12 protein-coding genes and 1 other RNA gene are annotated in these 11,306 nt (G+C 67.5%); 7 read left to right on the top strand and 6 right to left on the bottom strand.

Annotated elements, in window-relative coordinates; translation table 11 throughout:
* Positions 1-3: 3 nt before the first annotated feature.
* A complete protein-coding gene (locus AC07U4_RS14330; RefSeq protein WP_495195810.1) occupies positions 4-1,878 on the top strand; it encodes a hypothetical protein in 1,875 nt (624 codons plus the stop codon).
* Positions 1,879-2,033: 155 nt separating this feature from the next.
* Here the strand turns inward: AC07U4_RS14330 and AC07U4_RS14325 are convergent, their stop codons facing one another.
* The 3 genes from AC07U4_RS14325 to AC07U4_RS14315 all read right to left on the bottom strand — a co-directional run bounded on the left by AC07U4_RS14325 (position 2,034) and on the right by AC07U4_RS14315 (position 5,036).
* Positions 2,034-2,390 carry a hypothetical protein gene (locus AC07U4_RS14325; protein ID WP_495195809.1) on the bottom strand — a complete coding sequence of 119 codons (357 nt, stop codon included), beginning with the start codon at positions 2,388-2,390 and terminating at the stop codon, positions 2,034-2,036.
* Positions 2,387-3,103 carry a protein-S-isoprenylcysteine O-methyltransferase gene (locus AC07U4_RS14320; RefSeq protein ID WP_495195808.1) on the bottom strand — a complete coding sequence of 239 codons (717 nt, stop codon included), beginning with the start codon at positions 3,101-3,103 and terminating at the stop codon, positions 2,387-2,389. The genes AC07U4_RS14325 and AC07U4_RS14320 overlap by 4 nt, the downstream gene beginning before the upstream one ends.
* A gap of 76 nt (positions 3,104-3,179) precedes the next feature.
* On the bottom strand, positions 3,180-5,036 hold the full coding sequence (locus tag AC07U4_RS14315; protein ID WP_495195807.1) for a YhjD/YihY/BrkB family envelope integrity protein: 1,857 nt from the start codon (positions 5,034-5,036) through the stop codon (positions 3,180-3,182).
* 209 nt (positions 5,037-5,245) lie between these two features.
* On the opposite strand from AC07U4_RS14315, the gene AC07U4_RS14310 reads away from it, so the two are divergent.
* The gene (locus AC07U4_RS14310) at positions 5,246-6,577 is read left to right on the top strand and encodes a DUF418 domain-containing protein (RefSeq protein WP_495195806.1); all 1,332 of its coding nucleotides are present in this window, start codon (positions 5,246-5,248) and stop codon (positions 6,575-6,577) included.
* Between the two features lie 58 nt (positions 6,578-6,635).
* Here the strand turns inward: AC07U4_RS14310 and ssrA are convergent.
* Positions 6,636-6,977: a transfer-messenger RNA gene (ssrA, locus tag AC07U4_RS14305) on the bottom strand.
* Positions 6,978-7,019: 42 nt separating this feature from the next.
* On the opposite strand from ssrA, the gene AC07U4_RS14300 reads away from it, so the two are divergent.
* Positions 7,020-7,451 (top strand): RrF2 family transcriptional regulator, encoded by a 432-nt coding sequence (locus tag AC07U4_RS14300; protein ID WP_038662387.1) that lies wholly within the window; start codon positions 7,020-7,022, stop codon positions 7,449-7,451.
* 122 nt (positions 7,452-7,573) lie between these two features.
* Here the strand turns inward: AC07U4_RS14300 and mscL are convergent, their stop codons facing one another.
* The gene (gene mscL, locus AC07U4_RS14295) at positions 7,574-8,014 is read right to left on the bottom strand and encodes a large conductance mechanosensitive channel protein MscL (RefSeq protein ID WP_137897894.1); all 441 of its coding nucleotides are present in this window, start codon (positions 8,012-8,014) and stop codon (positions 7,574-7,576) included.
* A gap of 106 nt (positions 8,015-8,120) precedes the next feature.
* Between mscL and AC07U4_RS14290 the strand changes: the two genes are divergently transcribed.
* Genes AC07U4_RS14290 through AC07U4_RS14275 form a run of 4 tightly spaced genes read left to right on the top strand, consistent with a single transcriptional unit; the run spans position 8,121 to position 10,825 of the window.
* Complete coding sequence (locus AC07U4_RS14290; protein WP_495195874.1) at positions 8,121-8,726, top strand: LemA family protein; 606 nt, start codon at positions 8,121-8,123, stop codon at positions 8,724-8,726.
* 11 nt (positions 8,727-8,737) lie between these two features.
* On the top strand, positions 8,738-9,628 hold the full coding sequence (locus AC07U4_RS14285) for a TPM domain-containing protein (protein ID WP_495195805.1): 891 nt from the start codon (positions 8,738-8,740) through the stop codon (positions 9,626-9,628).
* Position 9,629: 1 nt separating this feature from the next.
* Positions 9,630-10,301: a TPM domain-containing protein gene (locus AC07U4_RS14280; protein ID WP_495195804.1), complete on the top strand. Its 672-nt coding sequence runs from the start codon at positions 9,630-9,632 to the stop codon at positions 10,299-10,301.
* Entirely contained in the window at positions 10,298-10,825 is a 528-nt protein-coding gene (locus AC07U4_RS14275) for an NUDIX hydrolase (RefSeq protein WP_495179013.1), read from the top strand. Before AC07U4_RS14280 ends, AC07U4_RS14275 begins: the two co-directional genes overlap by 4 nt.
* 190 nt (positions 10,826-11,015) lie before the next feature.
* On the opposite strand, the gene AC07U4_RS14270 is transcribed toward AC07U4_RS14275, so the two are convergent.
* Positions 11,016-11,297 (bottom strand): ETC complex I subunit, encoded by a 282-nt coding sequence (locus tag AC07U4_RS14270; RefSeq protein ID WP_038662402.1) that lies wholly within the window; start codon positions 11,295-11,297, stop codon positions 11,016-11,018.
* Between the last annotated feature and the right edge of the window lie 9 nt (positions 11,298-11,306).

The following is an 11,306-nucleotide window of genomic DNA, read 5'->3' as shown; positions in this document are numbered from 1 at the left end:
CTCGTGGCCGACATCGATCCGGTCCGTACGCCCGCCGGGGAGTTCCTCCGGCGGGCGCATGCCCAGCTCCCGCCGCGCAGCGGCGTAGTTCTGGATCGGACGTCGTCGGCAGCGATCAAGCGGAGGCTCTTCTCTTCGACGACGCCGGCGGAGGGAGAGTCGCTGAGGAGCGTCGTGGCGAGGGCCTGCGCAGGTAACTTCGTACCTAACAGCTGGGGCGTGCTGCGGTACCTCGGCCTCGCCAATCGCAACCGTGTCCTGGTATCGGAGGACCCGAATGTCGTTACGGCCGATCTGGCCTATGCGATTCGGACGACGGAAGACGAGATCCGGCTTCGCCGCTACGAACCGCTCGACGCCCGCCATGTCTCGTTCTTCGGGACGCGGATGCATACGGCGCGTATCGAAACCAACGTGAGGCGCTTCTCTCCGACGTCTCTGGCGGTTCGGCCGGTGCATCTGGCCCTCTGGGAACTCCGGGATATCCCCTTCTGCCTGCACGGCTGGGACCTGCTAAAGGATCGGTGTCACTGCGAAGGTGAGAAGGGCGTGATCCAGGGTTGGACGCGCACGCTTGCTCCGGTCGAATGCTGTGACAGGTGCGGCGAGCCGCTGGCCGCTCTGGAGCCGCACCCGGTACCGGAAATCATGCAGGAGGATCTGTCGCTGCTGCTGCGTCTCGTCGGCACGTCCGAGGAGGAGCGCGCGAAGGGATGCGCGCTTCCGCCGACGCTGGCCGTAGCCGATCGTGGCCGAATCTACGAAGTAATAGTCGGCGTCATGAACGCTCTGCTCGGCGATCGGGCGTCCGATGGCGACAAGCCGGGCTTGGACATGGCCGCTTGCACCGCGATGCATGCAGCCTGTCGCGCCGTAAGGATGTGGCCGTCAGGGTTCGATGACCTTGTGCCTGCCCCTGACGTCACATTCTACACGTGGAGACGTCTCGGTTCGGCGTACCGCAGCCTCGGCGTCGACCGGACTACGCCGAAACAGACACGCTCCTCACTGCGGCGCGACGATGATCTCATTGGCATCCACCTCGCAGCCAGGGAAGGTCGGATGACCCCGGATACGCTGATGGGCTTCTGGCAGGCAGCTGCCATCACGCCTCACCAGAAGCCGTTCGGTGATCGCATGATGCCTGCATTCGACCGAACCGAACTTTCGGCGCTGGCCGAGGGGTGGCATGACGGCATCGAGGTACAGGCGTTCGCCAGTCGTCATGGCCTGTCGTTCCATGGCGTCGAACAGCTGATCGTGACCGACGTCCTCGCTGCCACGGCGCCTAGCCTGCCGGATGCCGCGCCCAGAATTTCGTCAGCAGGGGCGGCTGACTTCCTGAGTCGGGTCGAGGCTGGAGCCTGTCCCGCCGTACGCGATCCGGTCACCCTCAGATACGCGCTGCTTGCGGTCGGCGGACGTCAGAAGCCCTGGGGACCGATGTTCGAGGCGCTGCTGGCGGGCAAGGTCGACTACATGCTGCAGGGCGGTGACGCTCTGCTGGTCGATCGCATCCAGGTTCCGAGGTCCTTGGCGAAGGGGCTCGAGGATCTCCATTTCGATCGGGCGTCGTTCCCGCACTTTCGTTTCTCCCCGTCGATGGTCCAGCGCGAGGCATTGGCCACCCTGAACATCAGCGCAACGGGTACACGCGTCCTGAAGGGCCTTCCGGTTTCCGGTAGAACGACGCAGCTTTATCAGGTCGCTGACGTCGAGCAGCGAGCCCGCGAGATCATCACGCTTTCCGAGATCGCCTTCGCCATGGACGTCACTGTATCGCAGGCGCTCGGTCGTCTCCGGAAGGCTGGCTGGGAGCCTGCCATGCCAGGGGCGTGGTCCCGTCGAGAGACGGAACGCGAGTTGCATCGATTGTAGGGTGCCGGAATGAGCATTTTTTCCTGGAACGGACCGTGCTATGAAGAGCCCGTCCGGACCAAGCCGCCCGCTCAATCGTGAAAATAGGGCGCGTTTTGCGCACCTTACGAGAGCGGCTTTTGGTGAAATCCGGCATTCCCCGCCACCGTTGCTGGTCAAGCCATCTCCATCATCACCACGGTCGAGGCGAGCGCTCCGGCGAAGATCGCGCGTGCCGTCGGATCGCGCCGCGCCGTCATGCACGGCGCCAGCCGCTGCAGACGTCGCGGATCGGCGATCAGCCGGCACAGCAAGGCCTCGTCGCCATCCGGCCCGAACGGACATCCGCGGCAAAGCGGCCGGCCGAGACACGCCTCCCCCAGGGTCATGACGCTGTCGATCACCGGCGCCAGCATGTCATAGCCGAGCGGCGCGAGCAGCGCGTGAAGCCGCTGCTGCACCGGCTCGCGCCGGTCGCGCGCCGCGCGCCAGCAGCGCGCGGCCCGGGCGACCACGGTCGAGGGCACGGTCATGACCGCACCCGCGGCCACAGCCGTCCCACCCGCGCGCAATAAGCGTCATACGCCTCGCCGAACCGCTCGCGCAGCATCGCTTCCTCCTGCGGCACGCGCAGCCACCACATCGCGGCGAAAGCGGGTATGGCAAGCATCCCGCCGACGCCATTGTGGATCAGCAACGGCTGCGCCAGCACGGCCAGCCAGATCGCCACGTACATCGGGTGCCGCCATCGCGCGTAGACGCCGCCGGTGACGAGATCATGTCCGTCCCGCACTTCAAGTCCCGGGCTCCAGTTGCGACCGAGATCGGCGTGGCTGCGCCAGAAGAGCCAGAGCATCGGCAGCAGTGCGAGTGCGCCGATCGCCGTCGCCCAGTCGGGCAGGCGATAATCGGCGAAGGCGAACAGTCCGGTGGCGAGGTGCAGCAGCGGCAGCAGCATCATCGTCGCGAACATGCCGGTAAGCAGCAGCACCTCGTCCCGCCCCTTGCGCACCGTAACGACGCGGTTGCTGCGGTTGCGGGTCGCGTGCGGCAGGCGGATCGCGGTCATCGCGACGACCATCGCCAGCCAAACGGCCGCCCCCCAGCCGTTCTCGCGCCATCGGAACAGGGCAGCGATGATGAGGAGCATCGCCGCCACCAGCATCAACTGGGTGCCCGCACCGCTCATCATCGGTCGGATATCGTCGTCAGACCGCCGTTGCGCTTCGATCCCACCGGTCACCATCTGCCATCTCCCTATCTGCTATTGCGAGTCTGTAGCAGATAGGGAGATGAGGTGCTACCGTTTGCAGACGGCGCGGTCAGCGGTTCAGTGGCGACGCCGCAAACCGTCGCAGCAAGGCAGCGACATCGTCGTAGCGTGCCACCGCGCCACGCAGCGCCGCCTCGTCGAAACCGCCGGAGCGGACCGCCACCGCGGCCACGCCGCAGCGTTGCGCCGCAGTGATGTCATAGGGCGTATCGCCGATCACGATCGCACCCCTCGGTGCGACGCCCGCCTTGGCCAGTGCCGCGGCGAAGATGTCGCCCGCCGGCTTGCTGGTGGCGACGTCGTCCTTCGACACCGTCGCATCCACCACGTCGGCGATGGCGAGGAGGCGCTGGTAATGCGCCAGATCCTCGCTGCTCGCCGACGAGGCGAGCACCACCCTGCGCCCGCTCGCCGCGACACGCCGGACGAGTTCGGCTGCACCGGGAAACGGACGGACGCGGTCGCGATAGCGCGCCTTGAACAGCTCGCCTTGTCGCGCCGCCAGCCGTTCGCGATCCTTTGGCGCCAGCGCCGGCAGCAACGCGGGCACGAGCAAATCGCCGCCCTTGCCGATCTGGCCGCGGATCGCGTCGCAATCGACGCCATGCCCGGCTTCGGCGAAGGCGGCGTGCCACGCCGCGACGTGGAAATCGTTGCTGTCGACCAGCGTCCCGTCGAGATCGAACAACACCGCCTGCACCTGCGCCCGCTCCCGCGTCAGCCACGCGGCCAGCGCGCTGGCGCCGAGCACGGCGACGCCGGTCCGCGCCTGCCCCCGCTTGCGCAACAGGCGCAGGCCGAGCGTCGCCGAGGCGCTGGTGATCAGCCCGGCCTTGCCAAGCCCCGCGACCTGCCCCGCCCGCGCCGCCGCGCGGCTTGCCGCGAAATCCGCGGCGGCGGCATGGCCATCGCGATCGGCGGGCAACGCCGCCTCGCCGTCGTCACGCACGCCGCGCGCCGCGCCGTCGCCGGCGACGTGATCCGCCACCCACGAGCCGCGACTGCCCAGCGGCCGGGCGACGCCGGTGGTGGTATCTGCGGCCGTCTGATGTTCCAGCTCGGCGTTCAGCTCGGCGCCGAAGACCAGAATATAGGCAGACAGGTAGAACCAGGTCAGCATCACCACCACCGCGCTCAACGAGCCGTAGGTCGCGTTGTAATTACCGAAATTGGCGACGTAGAGGCCGAAGCCCAGGCTGAGCAGCAGCCACCCGCCCGCGGCGAACAGCGAGCCCGGCGTCAGCCAGGTCCAGCGCGCCCGTGCCCGCGACGGCCCGAAGCGGTAGAGCGCCGCCGCCGCGGCCGAGCCGGCGACGAGCAGCAGCAGGTACGAGGCGAGCTTGCCGCCGACCACGACGACGCCCGGTGCCCCCGGCAGCAGCGCCTCGAGCTTGGCGAGTGCCGCGATCACCAGCGCGGCGACCAGAGCGACGATCACCGCCGCCGCGGTGATGCCGAGCGCGAGCAGATTGACCCGGATGAAGCCGCGCTTCTCCTCTTCCTCATAGGCGATGTTGAGCGCGGTGATCACCGCGCCGGCGCCGTTGCGCGCACCGAACAGCGCCAGCGCCAGCGCGAGCAGCAGCCCGAAGCCCTTCTTGCCGTCCGACGATTTGACGACGTTCATCAATTGCTCGCCGACCAGCGTCGCGGCATCGGCGGGCATCACCGCCGCCAGCCGGTTGACGTCGGCGATCACGGTCTGCTGATCGGCGATCAGGCCGTAGCTCAGCACGGTGACGCCGAGCAGCGGCACCAGCGCCAGAAACCCGTAGAAGGCGACACCGGCAGCGATCAGGCCGACATTGTCGCGGCCGGTCTCCGCCCAGGTCCGTTTGAGGACGGCCTTCCAGCCGCCCGCCGGCAACGCCCAAGGGCTGTGCACCCCGTGTTCGCGATCGTCCATGCCCGTCACCCCCATCAACGCTGATCGTCGTGCAAGGGCGAACCGGCGTCGCGGCGCACGGTTCCGCGGCGATCGGTCTGCGTGGCGCATCCCGCTATGACACGACGTTAACCGCTTGTAACGGATGGTGTCCGGGACCGACTTGGCGCATTGGCGGGCGGGGTCCGGACATGCTCGCGTCCGTGCGACCCATGGCAGGTTATCCGAACATGAACGCGCCTTTCCAGCCGACCGCCCCGTATCGCACGACCGACAGTCAGCCGGCGCAGCGCATCCACACGCTGGACGTGCTGCGTGGCATCGCGATCTGCGGCATCCTGTTGATGAACATCCATGGCATGGGGGATGTCGCCGATTATCCGCTGACCCGCTTCCCGGCCGGCTGGACCGGCGAATGGATCGCCTGGGGGCTACAGACGCTGTTCGTACAGGGTGCGATGCGCGGTCTGTTCACGATGCTGTTCGGCGCGAGCATGGTGATCATGCTGCGGCGTGCCGAGGGGGCGGATTCGTCGCCGCAGCCGCTCGACGTCTGGGTGCGGCGATCGCTGGCGTTGATGGGCTTCGGCGTCGCGCAATGGCTGCTGTTCCTGTGGCCGGGCGAGATCCTTTGGAATTACGGGATCAGCGGCCTGTTCTTGCTCGCCTTCCGCGCCGCGCGTCCGCGCACGCTGCTGCTCGCCGCCGCGCTGCTTACCGCCGGCCTCGCCGCCAACGCCGCGGTGTGGACGCATCAGCAGGTCGCACAGCTCGAACAGGGACAGGCCGCTGGCTTGCGCCTCGCCCGCGGCCTGCCGGTGAGCAGCGACGATCGCCTCGCGATCCAGGCCGAGCGCGATCATCGCACCAGCATCCGCCCCACCGCCGAAGAACGCGCCGAGCGGATCGCCAAGCGGACGCACGCGCTCACGCTGCTCCACTGGAGCGGCGGCTATTGGATGCGCGAGAATCTGACGATCACCGGCTGGGTCGACATCGCCGAGAGCATCAGCTTCATGCTGATCGGCATGGCGCTTTTCCGGCTCGGCATCCTCACCGGCGCGGCACCCGCGGCGACCTATTGGCGGATGGCGATCGGCGGCTATGCCGGCGGATTGCTGCTCCGCGGGCTGCACGTCGCGCTGCTCGCGAAGACCGGGCTCGACATGGGCTCGCCCGCGGCGCCGGGATGGGCCTGGGTGGTCATGGAGGCGGCGTTCGAGCCAGCCCGGCTGTTGGTGACGATCGGCCACGTCGGGCTGGCGGTGCTCGCCTTCCGCGCCGGATGGTTCGGCCAGGCGGTGACGCTGCGCGCGCTCGGGCGGATGACCTTGTCGGTCTATTGCCTGCAATCGATCCTCGGTGCGCTGATCTTCTATGCGGCGGGCTATGTCGGCATCTTCACGCTGCCGCAGCTGTGGCTGATCGCCGCGGCGATCTGGGCGGTCTCGGCGCTGCTGTGCCGCTGGTGGCTGGCCCATCACGAAATGGGTCCGGCGGAACGACTGTTGCGGCGCATATCCTACGGACAAGCCTACAAGGCGCGCGCGGCACCGCTCTGAGGCGCTCTACAATGATGTGAGGTGGGGAGCTTCTGTTGCCCGGTGCTCCCCGTACCGCTGGAATCCCTTCTGTTGCCCGGTGGGTCCAACCGCGTAATCTTGGAATAACCTTAGGCCGTTAGGCCCTCAGTTACGCCGCAATCGCGAGTGCTTCGTTATCGTTGGCACTTGTGTAATGGGCCGTTGCGGTGGTCCCATTCCGAGCGAAAGACAGCGCCCTTCAACACACGTCGATCCTAGTTCGGCCCCGTCATCGAAGCTGATCGCTCAGCTGCGGTGGTGGAGCCGCCGGGTACTGCCCCCGGGTCCGCTGCGTCTATTCAACGCCACCGTTTATCGCCATAGCCGGCTGGAAGCCGGCGAGTGTCATATAGGCGCAACGTGCAGCCGCTGCAATCCACGCCTTTCGTTCGACACATTATGGCGTCATAGGGCCGGCATCATGTTGACCCAGCGTTCCCGCTACGCGCTGCGCGCGATGCTGTTCCTCGCCCAGGCGCCCGTCGCCAGTCCACCGATCCCGATGGGCCGGATCGCGGTCGCGGCGAACGTGCCGCGCAAGTTCCTCGAGCTGATCCTCGCGGATCTGCGCGATGCCGGCCTGCTGACCAGCACGCGCGGCAAGATGGGCGGCTACGTCCTGTCGCGGCCGGCGCGGCTGATCTCGCTTGGCGAGGTCATCCGGGTGATCGAAGGGCCGCTGGCGCTGGTCCCCTGCGTCAGCCGCACCGCCTATCGCTCGTGCACCGACTGCTACAGCGAGACCGACTGCGCGATCCGCCACGCGATGATGCGCGTCCGCGACGAAACCGCACGGATCCTCGACGGCACCAGCCTCGCGGAGGCGACCGCCGAGCATCTCGTCGCGGCGTAACGCCCATTCGTCATCCCGACGAACGTCAGGACCCATGGATACGGCGCCGGCAGAGTCGGCCCGCATCATCGGCCCCACCGACACCATGGGTCCCGGCTTTCGCCGGGATGACGATGGTAAACTCAAACCCGCGGCCGTGCCTTCAGTTCGTCGCGGATCTCGCGCAGCAACGTCACATCCGCCGGTTCGACCGGTACCGCGACCTCGGCCTTCGGCTTGGGGATCAGCCGGTTCACCGCGCGCACGATCATGAAGATGATGAAGGCGACGATGACGAAATTGGCCGCCTGGGTGATGAACGCGCCATAGCCGAGCAGCGGCACCCCCGCCTTCTTGAGCGCCGCATAATCGCTCAGCGACCCCGCATAATTCGCCGGCACCGGCCCCATGCGCAGGAAATAGCCCGAGAAATCGAGCCCGCCGAAAATCTTGCCGATCACCGGCATGATCACGTCCTCGGTCAGCGAGGTGACGATCTTGCCGAAGGCGGCACCGATGATCACCGCCACGGCGAGATCGAGCACGTTGCCCCGTGCGATGAACGTCTTGAATTCCTTGAACATGATCGCGCTTCCCTCGTTACCTGCCCGATGGCTGAGGTTAGGCGGCGATTACCCCTTCGCCAAGCCCGTCCACTGTCCTATATGCATAGGACAGATATTGCAGGAGATGTTCATGTCGTCGCTTCGACCCGTTGCCGCTTTTGCTTTGGTCGCCACCGCTTCGGTGTCGCTGGCCGGCTGCGGCATCAACTCCGTGCCGACCGCCGAGGAGAACGCCAAGGCGCGCTGGGCCGACGTCCAGAACCAGTATCAGCGCCGCGCCGACCTGATCCCCAATCTCGTCGCGACGGTGAAGGCCGCGGGCGCGCAGGAGAAGGACGTTCTCGTCCAGGTGACGCAGGCGCGCGCCGGCGCCAACCAGATCAAGCTGTCGGGTGATCAGCTCACCGATCCCGCCAAGGTGCAGCAGTTCGAGCGCGCGCAGAATGCCGTGACGCTGTCGCTGCAACGCCTGCAGGAGGCCTATCCCGAGCTCAAGTCGCAGGGCAATTACACCACGCTGATGAGCCAGCTCGAAGGCACCGAGAATCGCATCACCATCGCGCGGACCGATTACAACAATGCGGTGCAGGCCTATAACACGCGCATCCGCACCTTCCCCGACGCGGTCGGCGCGAAGATCTTCTACGGCGCCAAGCCGATCGTCCCCTTTACCGCGACGGCGGCGAACGCAGAGAATGCACCGACGGTCAACTTCGGGAATGCGAGCTGAGGGTGACCCCAATGCTCGCCCGGATGCTGGCCGCGTGGCGGGCGGCGCTGTTGCTGATGCTGGCGTGGATGATGGTCACGCCGGTGTCGGCGCAGACCTTTCCCAAATTCACCGGTCTCGTCGTCGATGCCGCGAACGTGCTGCCGCCCGATCAGGAGGCAGCGCTGACCGCGAAGCTGGAGGCCCTGCAGAAGGAGACGAAGCGCCAGCTCGTCGTCGCGACGATCCCCGACCTGCAAGGCTATCCGCTTGAGGAATACGGCTACAAGCTCGGCCGCAACTGGGGCGTCGGCCTGCGCGACGTCAACAATGGCGCGATCCTGTTCATCGCGCCGAACGAGCCCGCCGGTCGGCGGGGGGCACGTATCGAGGTCGGCCGTGGGCTGGAGCCGATCGTGACCGACGCGCTTTCCAGCGTCATCATCAATCAGGACATGATTCCACGGCTCAAGGCGGGGGACATTCCCGGTGCGATGAACGCCGGCGTCGATGCTCTGTCGCAGCAATTGCGCGCCTCGCCCGAGGAGGCGCAATCGCGGCTCGATGCCGCCGCAAAGCAGTTCGATCAGGCCCATAAGCGATCCACCTCGCGGCAGGGCGGCGGCGTACCGTTCGGCCTCATCATCTGGGGCGTGATCCTGCTGTTCGTGCTGATCCCGCTGTTCCGTGGTCGCAAGCGCGCCGGTCCCTGGGGACGGCGTTACGATGACGGCGGCGGCAGCGCGCTGCCGATCGTCCTGTGGGGCATCGCCAATGAGATCGGCCGCTCGCAGGGCGGTGGTGGCGGCGGTGGTTGGGGCGGCGGTTCCGATGGCGGCAGCGATGGCAGCTGGGGCGGCGGCGGCTTCACCGGCGGCGGTGGCGGCGACTTCGGTGGCGGCGGCGCTTCGGGGAATTGGTGACATGCAACTGACCGATACCGATCGCGCCCGCGTCGCCGCGGCGGTGGCCGAGGCGGAACGGAGCACCGCCGGCGAGATCGTCACGATCGTCGCGCGCCGCTCCGACAAATATCACGACGTCGCGCTGCACTGGGCGGTGCTGGCGATGCTGTTCGTGCTCGCGCTGCTGGCGCTTTGGCCCGATGCGGCGGTGCGGCTGCACGGACTGGTCGCCGACCCGTGGGACGGCGCACCGGCGCCGGGCGGGCTGTTTACCGTCGCGCTGGTGCTGCTCGTGGTGACCTTCCTCGTCGTGCGGCTGGCGCTCGCCTATATGCCGCTGCGGCTGGCGCTGACGCCGGGAAGCACCGCCGCGCGGCGCGTGCATGCGCGCGCGCTGATGCTGTTCCGCACCGCGGCCGAGGCGCGGACGCTGGAGGCGACGGGGGTGCTCCTGTATCTGTCGCTCGACGAACATCGCGCCGAGATCATCGCGGACAGCTCGATCCACAATCGCGTCGATCCCAAGGTCTGGGGCGCAGCGATGGCGGCGCTGATCGCGGCGACGCGTGACGGCCGCCCGGGTGACGGCATGGCCGAGGCGGTGCGCCAGATCGGCCTCGTCCTCGCCGAACAATTCCCGCCGCGGGCGGACGACATCAACGAACTGCCGGACCGATTGATCGAACTATGACCACCGAAACCGTCTGGAAGGGTAAATACCTTTCCGTCCGCAAGAGCGGCACCTGGGAATATGCCGAGCGGATCGGCGCGATCGCCGCGGCGGTGATCGTCGCAATCGACGGCGAGGGGCAGCTGTTGCTGGTCGAGCAGCATCGCGTGCCGTTGGGCCGCACCTGTCTCGAACTGCCCGCCGGGCTGGTCGGCGACGAGAGCGCCGGTGAGAGCGTCGCCGAGGCGGCTCGGCGCGAACTGGAGGAAGAGACCGGCTATCACGCCGCCTTCGTCGAGGAACGCGGCGAATATTATTCGTCGCCGGGCATGACCTCGGAAAGCTTCACCTTGGTGCTCGCCACCGGGCTGACGCGGACCGGCGACGGCGGCGGCGATGCGCAGGAGAATATCACCGTCCACCGCGTCGCGCCGGAGGCGGTCGCGGGCTTCGTCGCGACCAAACGGCGCGAGGGGGTGGCGATCGACGCCAAGATGCTGTTGCTGCTGGGCAGCGGGTTGCTCGAGGAAGCAATGGGCCGGTAGCTGCGCAGCGGGTAGGTTCGCGACGCGCGCCCCCACGCCCGTCACCCCGGACTCGTTCCGGGGTCCACTTCGCGGCTAGGTGAATGGCTGGAGGCTCCATCCGCGCGCTTGCGGCCCGGTGGACCCCGGAACGAGTCCGGGGTGACGGGGGAATCAGGTGGCAGTTACCTCAGGACGACAGCCACCAATCTTACCGGAAATTGTCGGCGTAGGCCTGCAGCTTCAGCTTGCGCTCGGGTGCCGGGATCAGCTCGTAATCGAAGCCCTGCGCCTCGCAATAGGCGATCGCCGCCTCCTGCGTCGGGAAGCTGAGCTTCACCTGCTCGCGCGTGTCGCCGCTGCCGGCCCAGCCGGTGAGCGGATCGGGCTGTTTCGGCTCGGCGGGCTCGAATTCGAGGCTCCACGTCTGGGTCCGGGCTTTGCCGGACTGCATCGCGTTCTTGGGGCGCTGGAAGATACGGGCGGTAGGCATGGCGGCTCC

This window comes from Sphingomonas sp. GW821-FHT02B09, assembly GCF_059421875.1.
Note: the sequence above shows the minus strand (reverse complement) of the source record. Positions and strands in the feature narration are given on the sequence as shown.

Bases quoted from the DNA above. Each gene is read 5' to 3' on its own strand.
- AC07U4_RS14325 (WP_495195809.1), bottom strand. From the start codon at position 2,390: ATGACCGTGCCCTCGACCGTGGTCGCCCGGGCCGCGCGCTGCTGGCGC.
- AC07U4_RS14320 (WP_495195808.1), bottom strand. From the start codon at position 3,103: ATGGTGACCGGTGGGATCGAAGCGCAACGGCGGTCTGACGACGATATC.
- AC07U4_RS14315 (WP_495195807.1), bottom strand. From the start codon at position 5,036: ATGGACGATCGCGAACACGGGGTGCACAGCCCTTGGGCGTTGCCGGCG.
- AC07U4_RS14310 (WP_495195806.1), top strand. From the start codon at position 5,246: ATGAACGCGCCTTTCCAGCCGACCGCCCCGTATCGCACGACCGACAGT.
- AC07U4_RS14300 (WP_038662387.1), top strand. From the start codon at position 7,020: ATGTTGACCCAGCGTTCCCGCTACGCGCTGCGCGCGATGCTGTTCCTC.
- mscL (WP_137897894.1), bottom strand. From the start codon at position 8,014: ATGTTCAAGGAATTCAAGACGTTCATCGCACGGGGCAACGTGCTCGAT.
- AC07U4_RS14290 (WP_495195874.1), top strand. From the start codon at position 8,121: ATGTTCATGTCGTCGCTTCGACCCGTTGCCGCTTTTGCTTTGGTCGCC.
- AC07U4_RS14285 (WP_495195805.1), top strand. From the start codon at position 8,738: ATGCTCGCCCGGATGCTGGCCGCGTGGCGGGCGGCGCTGTTGCTGATG.
- AC07U4_RS14280 (WP_495195804.1), top strand. From the start codon at position 9,630: ATGCAACTGACCGATACCGATCGCGCCCGCGTCGCCGCGGCGGTGGCC.
- AC07U4_RS14275 (WP_495179013.1), top strand. From the start codon at position 10,298: ATGACCACCGAAACCGTCTGGAAGGGTAAATACCTTTCCGTCCGCAAG.
- AC07U4_RS14270 (WP_038662402.1), bottom strand. From the start codon at position 11,297: ATGCCTACCGCCCGTATCTTCCAGCGCCCCAAGAACGCGATGCAGTCC.